General features: G+C 39.4%; 9 protein-coding genes and 4 pseudogenes. 9 read left to right on the plus strand and 4 right to left on the minus strand.

Features of this window, described 5'->3' with window-relative positions; all coding sequences use genetic code 11:
• Positions 1-157: 157 nt before the first annotated feature.
• A pseudogene (locus BN52_RS10150) lies at positions 158-298 on the minus strand (IS982 family transposase); the annotation flags it as partial.
• A 45-nt stretch (positions 299-343) separates the two neighbouring features.
• Between BN52_RS10150 and BN52_RS10640 the strand changes: the two are divergent.
• The 6 genes and pseudogenes from BN52_RS10640 to BN52_RS08245 form a co-directional block, all read left to right on the plus strand.
• Positions 344-421, plus strand: a pseudogene (locus tag BN52_RS10640) (hypothetical protein); the annotation flags it as partial.
• A 39-nt stretch (positions 422-460) separates the two neighbouring features.
• Entirely contained in the window at positions 461-949 is a 489-nt protein-coding gene (locus BN52_RS08225) for an SLAP domain-containing protein (protein WP_008474036.1), read from the plus strand.
• A 124-nt stretch (positions 950-1,073) separates the two neighbouring features.
• Positions 1,074-1,934: a metallophosphoesterase family protein gene (locus BN52_RS08230; protein WP_008474037.1), complete on the plus strand. Its 861-nt coding sequence runs from the start codon at positions 1,074-1,076 to the stop codon at positions 1,932-1,934.
• Positions 1,927-2,754 carry a PfkB family carbohydrate kinase gene (locus tag BN52_RS08235; protein WP_008474038.1) on the plus strand — a complete coding sequence of 276 codons (828 nt, stop codon included), beginning with the start codon at positions 1,927-1,929 and terminating at the stop codon, positions 2,752-2,754. Before BN52_RS08230 ends, BN52_RS08235 begins: the two co-directional genes overlap by 8 nt.
• Entirely contained in the window at positions 2,751-3,305 is a 555-nt protein-coding gene (locus tag BN52_RS08240) for an ECF transporter S component (RefSeq protein ID WP_008474040.1), read from the plus strand. Before BN52_RS08235 ends, BN52_RS08240 begins: the two co-directional genes overlap by 4 nt.
• A 22-nt stretch (positions 3,306-3,327) precedes the next feature.
• Positions 3,328-3,894 (plus strand): ATP-binding protein, encoded by a 567-nt coding sequence (locus BN52_RS08245; RefSeq protein ID WP_008474042.1) that lies wholly within the window; start codon positions 3,328-3,330, stop codon positions 3,892-3,894.
• 43 nt (positions 3,895-3,937) lie between these two features.
• Here the strand turns inward: BN52_RS08245 and BN52_RS08250 are convergent, their stop codons facing one another.
• A complete protein-coding gene (locus BN52_RS08250) occupies positions 3,938-5,146 on the minus strand; it encodes an MFS transporter (protein WP_008474044.1) in 1,209 nt (402 codons plus the stop codon).
• Between the two features lie 211 nt (positions 5,147-5,357).
• On the opposite strand from BN52_RS08250, the pseudogene BN52_RS08255 reads away from it, so the two are divergent.
• From BN52_RS08255 to pcp, 3 genes and pseudogenes are all read left to right on the plus strand, one after another.
• Positions 5,358-6,031, plus strand: a pseudogene (locus BN52_RS08255) (DUF969 domain-containing protein).
• Between the two features lies 1 nt (position 6,032).
• Entirely contained in the window at positions 6,033-6,947 is a 915-nt protein-coding gene (locus BN52_RS08260) for a DUF979 domain-containing protein (protein WP_040473517.1), read from the plus strand.
• A 15-nt stretch (positions 6,948-6,962) separates the two neighbouring features.
• Positions 6,963-7,610 carry a pyroglutamyl-peptidase I gene (pcp, locus tag BN52_RS08265; RefSeq protein WP_008474048.1) on the plus strand — a complete coding sequence of 216 codons (648 nt, stop codon included), beginning with the start codon at positions 6,963-6,965 and terminating at the stop codon, positions 7,608-7,610.
• A 66-nt stretch (positions 7,611-7,676) separates the two neighbouring features.
• Here the strand turns inward: pcp and BN52_RS08270 are convergent.
• Positions 7,677-8,470 (minus strand): annotated as a pseudogene (locus BN52_RS08270) (IS982 family transposase).
• Positions 8,471-8,663: 193 nt separating this feature from the next.
• Positions 8,664-9,878 carry an IS110 family RNA-guided transposase gene (locus BN52_RS08275; protein ID WP_008474053.1) on the minus strand — a complete coding sequence of 405 codons (1,215 nt, stop codon included), beginning with the start codon at positions 9,876-9,878 and terminating at the stop codon, positions 8,664-8,666.
• Positions 9,879-9,890: the final 12 nt, after the last annotated feature.

Consider the following 9,890-nt stretch of genomic DNA (forward strand, 5'->3'; position numbering starts at 1 on the left):
CCTAATTTTACTCAACAAAAGAAATATCAGTAAACAATACAACTAAATCCCTTATCAGGCTTGACAATACGTAGAAAAGTGCTAGGGAGACATTCCGTCGAATGAGTCCCTAACACTAGGCTAGTATGTTTTATAGTTTTATATAACACGCGTGGTGCTAGTTAAATCTTTCTAGACAATATGCCATATTGTAAGCTAAAATCGCTACTTCCAGGCGCTGAGCAAAGCCAGCCATGCTCCTTGCTCGATTGTTTTCTGCGTTGTAGTAGCTGAGCAATGAAAAGTCGCTTTCACTCGTCAAGCCTTTGTTGATGAAGCCACTGGTAAAGTAACATTCGGCGATTGGTCAGAAAATGGCAAGCATATCTTTGATAAGTTCCTTGTTCCAGAAGTAGCTGGCTACACTGCAAGTCAAAAGGAAGTTGCGCAAATTACCGTAACACCAGATTCTAAGAACATAGTGGTAACTATTACCTACAAGATGATTCTGGTTGAAGAACCAGATCTTACAGATAACACTGTAGCTTCTCAAGATGCTACTTCAAATACCAATACTTCATCTCAAGGATCAAGCCAAAATCAAGTTGTCGAGGGCATGGTAATGCACTTGGCAATCGGCTACGACAAGCTTGGCAACAAGACTGCCGTCAGATATCGTTCATACACCCCAATCAAGTACTTGCCAACAGTCGTTAAGATCAACGGCAGAGACTTCTACAAATTGGCAGACAAAGACGAATATGTCTTGACTACCAACATCACTGGTAGAGATCGCGTGTTGACGCACAATGCCTATATCTATAACTACAAGGGTCAAAGAATCGGAACCAAGACCTTCAAGAAGGGGAAGAACTTAAAGACGTACGGTCGCCACTTCGTCTTAAGAGATGGCAAGAAGTACTACCGTGTAGGCAAGGGTCAATACATCAAGATGGCAAATTTTAGATAAGAGTACAAATTAAGCGTTGAGTAAATCTCAGCGCCTTTTTTGTAACATAAATTTAAAATTAAAAGATTAATTTACATCCGTGTTACTTTCAATTAAACTATAGGTTAAGAAAGAAGGTAACAAGATGGAGCGAGTAGTCAACCAAACTCTGGAAACAGACCAGACATATCCATATTACATTTTTATTTCTGATATCCACGGGAATTTAGAAACTTTAAAGTTGATCGAACAAGCACAACGAGACTATCCTGAAGCACAGCTGGTAGCAGGTGGTGATTATGTTGATGGACGGTTATATGTTAAAGAAGTTTTAGAATTCTTAATGAAACAAAAAGGAATCATCTTACGTGGCAACCACGAGCAGATGTTAATCAACTATGCCGAAAAGCGTGAACATCAATCAGGAATTTGGTTTTTCAATGGCGGGGATAAGACTTTATTGCAATTGTTTGGTAAAAAAGCTAGACCAGAAGAAGTCACAGCTAGCGATTACTATCGTTTTTTAGCAGCTTGTCCCATAATGTATGAAACTCCAGGATTTATTTTCGTTCATGCAGGGGTTAGATCTGATGAGCACTATAATGATCCGCAAACATATGCTGCTGAATTAGATGTTCACAATCACCAGTACGACTATGATTTCTATCGAATTTGGGCGAGAGAGCCTTATTGGTACAGCGATGGGACTAAGAAAATATTTGCACATAATTTAACGGGTAAGACTATAGTCACCGGCCATACGCCAACTTCTTACTTAGTTGGAAGTTATGATGATGGTAGCAAGTTTTTACCTTCGAAAACTAATCCAGTAGTAACTATTAAGTATCCTAATGAACCAGCTCGGATTTTTACCGATGGTGGCTCGCATTCAGATCCAATACGCCATCCCCATTATGATGGCAATGTGGTCGTCTTGTCTGATTCTGGAAAAGTCGTCAAGGTCTACAACTATCAAAATACGCTAAAAGGACACCTACATGACTAACATACTGATAAGCGAAGATATTTCTTGTTTAGGACAAGTTTCCATGACTGCTTCACTGCCAGTTCTTGCGGTATTCGGCTTTAATCCAGTAGTGTTACCGACTGCGATTCTTTCCAGTCACACTGGTTATCCCGGAAATACGTTCTTAGACATGAGCACACAAATGCCAGAGATGCTTGCTCAATGGCGTGATTTACAGCTAAACTTTGATGCAGTTTATCTTGGCTATTTAGGACATTCAGTACTTGATTTTTGGTTGACTAATATCGCTGAATTTTCTAAATCACTAATTCTCCTTGATCCAGCAATGGCCGATCATGGTAAGCTATATCGCGGGTTAGATGCCGTCTATGTTAAAAAAATGCGACAATTAGCCGAGCATGCCGACATTCTTACACCTAATTTAACTGAAGCGAGACTTTTGCTTGATTTGCCTTGTGAGCAAGCAGATAGCATTGAGGAAGCAAAAGAGCTTGCTAACAAACTAGCTGAAGTATTTAAGCTTAAACAAGTGGTGATTACTGGAATAGAATTGGATGAGCTAATTGCGGTAGTAGGCTGGGATCATGGAAATACCTGGCAACTGATGCGTCCGAAAACTGGACGATCATTTTTTGGTACTGGCGATCTGTTTGCAAGCTGTTTATTGGGAGAACTCTTAAAAGGGATGAACTTACAAACTGCTTGTGCCTTGGCTGCTGATTTTATCATCGAAGCGATCGCCAAAACTGGTCGGCAAGATCCTCGATTAGGTCCAAACGCTAATCTAGCTTTGCCGTGGTTAATCAGACGAGTAAACAATGAAAGGGAAAGATTATGAACGAAGAAAAGAATTCTCTGAGGAGTTTAGTTTTTACAGGAATCTTTGCTGCTATCATTTATCTAGGAATCTGGGTACTGAGAATCCCAATTCCGGCAATGGTGGGGAGACCATTTATTCATTTTGGCAATACTTTGACTGCGGTGGCAATTCTTTATCTAGGTTTTAGCAAGGGAATGCTAGCAGGAATTATTGGTCTTGGTGGCTTTGATATTTTAAATGGTTATGCTGCTACTAGTTGGTTAACGATGTTAGAAGTTGTGGTGGTTGCCAGTGTGATTTCTATCATTTATAAAGCCATGGGACATGTTGATAGTCGTCGCAATATCATTATCTTAGCGATTGTAGCTGGCGCGACCAAGATTTTTACCACCTATTGTGTATCGATCGTCGAAGCCTTAATGGTGGGAACGAGTTTAAAAGTTGCCTATGTTGCAGCCTTTGTCAGTTTGCCAGCAACGGTGATTAATTCATGTTCAACGGCAATTTGTACGCCATTGTTGTATTTTGCTTTAAGAGATGGTGCCAAGCATCTGTTACAACGTCACTAATTTTTATTTGAAGGGGAAAAGAATGGAAAAAATTCCTTTGGTCTTGATGTTTGGTCCACAAGCATCAGGTAAGTCGAGTTTTATTAAAATGAATAATCTCGAAAATTACACGATTTCAGCAGATAAGATTCGGATAAATTTAAACGGCTTTATGATTAGCGATGGGCATAAACAAATTAAGTTCAATCCGGATAGTGAGCCTGTTGTGTGGCAGATTTTTGATTTGATGTTAAAAACACGTCTAGCTCAAGGACTACCAACTGTCGTAGATAATACTAATCTTGGTGGAGGACGAGTTAATCCAATGCAAGCAATTCTAGATTTAGTTCCTGATAACTATCAAGTCTATTTGGTTGATTGTTTTGAACCGTTATTGGATCGTGATGCTCCATTAAGCGAAGCATCGTTAGCACGCGCACTAAGAATTTTGAGTAAACGTAACCGCGATCGTGAATATTCAGTTGATTTGGCGATTATTGAACGTTTCGTTGACTACTATGCTCAGTTTGAATTGCCGGCAGGCGTGATCAAGCTAAGTAGTTCTGACGCTGAACAATTACAAGATTTGATTGGACAAATCATTCAATAAGAAGTACGAAAAAAACCCCTGGGGAACCTGAGAAACAGGCCCTCTAGGGGATTTTTCTAATTATTTTGGGAAATTTACCAATGAATAATACAGAGAGTACAGTAGCGATGAGCATTAACAAGATAACGATGATGGCAGGGATGTAGCTGGATGTGAAATCATAAATATAACCGATGATGCTAAAGGCAATTGAGGCGCCAAGGTTACCAGCAAATGACATCATTGGGAAAGTTTTACCATAGTTGTTTTTACCAAACGCTTTTAGGGTTAAAAGTGGGCTACAAACGGCACCAAGGCCGTAAGATGAGCCAAACAAGAAGCTACCGATTATTAGAAGAGCTACAGGATGACCGATGATTAGCAAAATGCAGGCTAAAATGTTCGCAGAGATTAAGAGTAAGGTAGCCTTGACAATTCCCATATAATCGCTGATCACCCCAACAAGTAGCTTAGAAACGATATTACCGATCATGCCTAATGAAAGCAAGTTGGCCCCAAGTTCAATCGAATAATTCATTGAACCAGCATAGCCAGGTAAATGTTGGGTCATGCTTGAACTGTATGCCACAAAGGCACTGAAAACAATTAATAGCAGTAAGGCTGTGGTATTAATTTTGCGAGAACCAGGATTAACAGTAGTTGCCGTTTCTTCGGCTTGTCCATATGGTGCACGCTTTTCTTCTGCGGGATCCAGTTTATAAGGAATTAAGATAGCGGGTAAGGTTAAGAGTAAAATTACGATTGCTTCAACCAGATAGGCAAATTGCCAGTTGGTTTTTTCAATAATAATTGCAAAAATCGGTGAAAAAGTTGCACCCATGATGCCACTAAATGCTAGGGCTAAACTAGTTGTAAGACCATTTTTGGCAATAAACCAGTTATTAATAATCATTGTTACCGTAACGATTGAAAAAATTCCGGTTGCAAAACCACGAAGAGCGCCCAAGAGGTTGAATTGCCAAGTTTTTGAGGCAAGAGCCATCCCAGCAGTACCAAGAACAGCTAGTAAAACTGCTATTGTAAGTAACAATTTGAAATTAATTTTTTTCAGTAATGAAGGTACGAAGAGGGCAGTGATAGCGGTCACCATTGAAAAAATCGTCATATGGAAGGCGAAACTTCCGCGATAAAGGTGAAGCGAGCTAGCTACTACTGAGTAAAAAACGCCAGAAGTATTAATTGAGATTCCAATTGAAGCTGCGATTAAGCCACACATTGCGATTAAAATATACCAAGCTTTATGTATTTTCATTGATCTCATTCTCTTTGATTTAAGTATATCTATATGAACAATTTTAGAATTGATTTTTTACAATTTGAAATACTTATAGTCAATAGTCAGGAATAACTATAGGTTATTAAGGAATTTATTTGTGAATATTATGATAGCGCTATGATAAGAATGAAATTTTGGTATAATAAGTAAAACAAGTATTAAGTTAGTTTTAGAATGGAGGCGTCAAATGGAATATTTAAAATTATTAGGAATATTACTGATAATCGTTGGCTTTGTATTCAAATGGGATAGTGCTGCAGTTGTAGTCTTTTCAGCTATCGCAACTGGTTTACTATCAGGGATGGATTTGATGCAATTATTAACTACCATTGGTACTAGTTTTGTTAATAATCGTGCGGTTACGGTATTTATTCTTACCTTACCGATGATTGGCTTAATTGAGAGTCATGGCTTAAAGGAAGTTGCAGTTAACGCAATTTCAAAATTAAAGAAATTGACTCCTAGTCGAATTTTAAATATCTATCTTGCAATTCGTGAATTAGGTGGTCTTTTCGGAATTTCTTTACAAGGACAAGTACAGTTTGTTAGACCATTAATTTCGCCAATGGTATCAGCTGCAGTAGAACTCGAAAAAGGTGAAAACTGACTAAAGTTGAACAAGATTTGATTAAAGGTCGGTCAGCAGCCGATGATAACTTTGGTAACTTCTTTGCTCAAAATCTGTTTATGGGTTCAGGTGGTGTACTATTGATTGCAAGTACCATGAAATCATTAAAGTACGCAGTAACTCCAGCCCAAGTTGTTCAATATACAGCTCCAATTGCGATTGTAACTCTGGTAGTGGTTGGATTATACAATTTGCTTTTCAATCGTAAATTTGCGAAGAAAGGAAGTAAATAAGATGCCAAACCTATTACTTGAATTCTTTTACGCAGTAATCGGCGTTATTATGGCCTTAGCAGGTGTTGAGGCAATTCGTGATAAGACAAATCCAACGCGTTATGGAACTGGAAGCTTTTGGTTCATTTTGGCAATTATTTTTGCATTTGGTGATTTGATTCCAGCAGCTGTAACAGGGATTCTCGTTATTGTAATTGGTGGTCTTGCGTTTTTCAAACAAGTCCAGGTGGGTACGATAAAACCAATTGATCGCGATCATGCAGAAAAATTTGCCCCAAAATTGGGTGCAAGAATTTTTATTCCTAGCATTGTTTTAGCTGTGGTATCGATCTTGATTGCCCAATTCACCAAACTTGGTGGTCAGGTGGCGATTGGAATTGGAGCCGTTGTTTCCTTAATCGTAGCCATGATATTAACTAAATCACCTCTAAAAATGGTTTATAACGACTCCCAACGAATGGTTAGAACTTTAGGAACTGCAGGAATTCTGCCTCAATTGTTAGCAACTTTGGGTGCGGTTTTTACGGCAGCAGGTGTAGGTGAATTAACTTCTAAAATAATCGCTGGTATTATTCCTGCGGGCGATCACTTAGTTGGCGTAATTATTTATTGTTGTGCAATGGCCATTTTTACAATGATCATGGGTAACGCTTTTGCAGCTTTTGCAGTTATAACGGCAGCAGTTGGCGTTCCGCTTGTTATTGCTCAAGGAGGAAATCCTGCAGTTGTTGCTGCTTTAGGAATGACGTCAGGCTATTGTGGAACTTTAATGACGCCAATGGCAGCCAATTTCAACTCACTTCCAGTCGCACTGATGGAAATGGATGATAATTTGGGCGTTATTAAGCAACAATTGCCAATTGCTTTAATCTTATTGGTTTTGCATATTGTTTTGATGTATCTATTAGCGTTTTAAGGAAAGGTGAACAACATGAAAATTTTAGTTACTGGTTTTGATCCATTTGGTGGCGAAAAGATTAACCCTGCAATTGAAGCAGTAAAGCTGTTACCTGATACGATTGCTGGTGCAGAAATCAGAAAGTTAGAAATTCCGACGGTTTTTGACAAATCGGCTCAGGTAGTTCATGAAGCTATAGCCGAGTTTAAACCTGACTATGTCTTAAACGTTGGTCAAGCAGGTGGACGGGCAGAATTAACACCTGAAAAAGTTGCTATCAATTATGATGATGGCAGAATTGCTGATAACGAGGGTTTCCAACCAATGAATCGTACAATTCATGAAGATGGAGAAACGGCTTACTTTACACAATTGCCAATTAAAGCCATGGTTCGTGCAATTCGTGAAGTTGGTGTTCCTGCTCGTGTTTCAACCACCGCTGGAACCTATGTCTGCAACCACATCATGTACCAGGTTCAATACATGAGAGATAAGGAATTTACTGATATTAAAGCTGGATTTATTCATATTCCATTTTTACCTTCACAAGTAGTTGATAAGCCGGGGATGCCTTCAATGAGTTTGGAAGATATCGTTAAAGGTTTAACGGCTGCAATTGAAGCGATTGTGGCATACGATGGCAAAGCTGATGCAGAAACAATTGAAGGATCAATAGCTTAATAAAAACGCCTTGAGTCGGAATTCAAGGCGTTTTTTAACAGGCTAATTATTAGGATACGCGTGGTGCTAGTTAAATCTTTCTAGACAATATGCCATATTGTAAGCTAAAATCGCTACTTCCAGGCGCTGAGCAATGAAAAGTCGCTTTCAATCGTTCTTCTAATCGCCATCAATTGATGCTCGTTATGCCTCTTGATTCCCTGCATGTTTCTTCGATACGGAGTCCAAAGCACGTAGCCCATGCTTTTAAGCTTGCTGGCCAAGTTTCTTCCTAAGTAGCCTTCGTAGCCTAATAGATAACGGCTGCTTGGATGAGCGTTTGCCATGAGCTCTACGGTTTCCTTGGAGCGATGCCTTGGTTACTGCATGTCGAGCAGATAGCCATCGTCGCTTACTATTGCATGGACCTTGAAGCCGTAATAGTAGATTTTCTTCGTGGCTTTATAGCCAATATCGGCTATTCCGCGAAAGATTTTGACGCGATAATTGCGAACAGGCTGGCAAAGCGGAACGGGAATGTCAATAATCAAAAGCCCTCCAGTTGTATTTACTTCCTGATTCCAAGCCTGACGAATGTAGCGAATCAAGGGCAAAAGCATTCTTGCCTGGCGATTGAAGCGAGAATGAGCCAAGCCGACGAAAAAACTACAGAATCTTCTCTGAGATTCGATTCTAATTTCTGCCTGCCAAATAAGTAATGCCAGAATAGAGCTGTCGGAAAGCTTGACCTGATCGACGTTTCTACGATGCTTCAATTCGTCAGGAGCATAAAGCTTATACAAGGAACGACAGATTGCATTCAGTCGAGAAAAACTAACTTGTAAATGGCGAAAAAAACGATTAAGCTTGAAATGGTTCAATTAGATCAGACTCTTTTTCTACCCAAAATCAAGTATTATTAGGTATTTTAAGCAAATATTTTTGATCATTCTTATCAATTTTTGAATCAATTGGAGATTATGCTCCGTAAATTATGTATGACAAACAACAGTCTAGTATTTATATTTTTAAACCAGACTGTTATACTTTGTACATAACCAAGTGCTTTTACAATTAAAGTCTTTGATTAAGTTTGGCTACGTTGTAATCGTACGCTTGGCCGTTTATTATTAATGCATACAAGGTTCTAATCAACTTATGTACGCTGGTGATGGCAATCTTTTTGTAGCCCGTGCTATGAAAGGATTGCTTTTTTGCTTTGTAATAATCGGCAATGTGACAAGGATTAAAAGAACTTGCGGATGCAATTTGTCCAATAGCCAAATAAAGAATCTTTCTGGCAATATGATTGCCATGCTTGCTTATTCCTAAATGGCCATCGTATTCTCCAGATTGATATCTTCCTGGATCTATTCCTACAAAGGCGTCGATCTGATTAGTGCTCTTAAATCTGCGCAGGTCTCCCAGCTCTGCGATCAATCTCAAGGCTGTAATTCTGGCAATGCCTGGAACGCTTAAATATAGCTCCAAGTCATCTTTAGGAGCTATTTCTTCCATGTAGTCGATGATCTCAGCTTTTTCAGCTTCTAAATCGATTAGCTGCTGTGCTAGGCGCCGCACTAGTTTCACCTGAACGCTGTCATAGTCGTAGTAGGCGTAAGCTAGCTTGGCCAAATTCTGAAGGGAATTAGCCAAATTGCATGACTTTCTTCGACCGATGCCAGCTATATCTTGAAGCTTTGAGCTGATTTGCTCGAATCCATCTTCCAAGACAAAACGAGGGTGAGAATACAGCTCGACTAGCTGCCAATACTGTTTTCCAGATGGTGTGCCCATCAGCTGCTCGATTTGTGGGAAGACCGTTTGCAAGGCTCTATGCAGTCGATTTTTTGCCTTGACAGTATCTTGCGTCAATTCTTCGTAGTAGCGACTAGCAGCCTGCAATTCACGATATTCTTTGGGCTGCTGGGTAGACAAGGCTTGCGGAGTAATGAATTCGATCATAGCCAGACGATGTGCATCTACTCGATCGGTCTTATTATGACGAAGATTGTTGTCCATAAGTTTCTTTGCTTTTAATGGATTGATTTTGACATAGTCGTAACCCTTATAATTCAAAAAAGCTTCTAAAGACAAAGAATATACCCCCGTGGCTTCGAAGATAACCACAGGTTGGGCGAATTCCTGCAATTGTTCTAGTAATGATTTAAAGCCTACGGCATCGTTTGCGATGTCAAAATGGCCAATTTCCTTTTTCTTGATCAAGACGCTAACGCTTAACTTAGCCTTGCTTACATCAATACCAAAAACAACAGAATAATCCTTCATGATACAAACCTC

This window comes from Lactobacillus gigeriorum DSM 23908 = CRBIP 24.85 (assembly GCF_000296855.1).
Classification (GTDB): Bacteria; Bacillota; Bacilli; order Lactobacillales; family Lactobacillaceae; genus Lactobacillus; species Lactobacillus gigeriorum.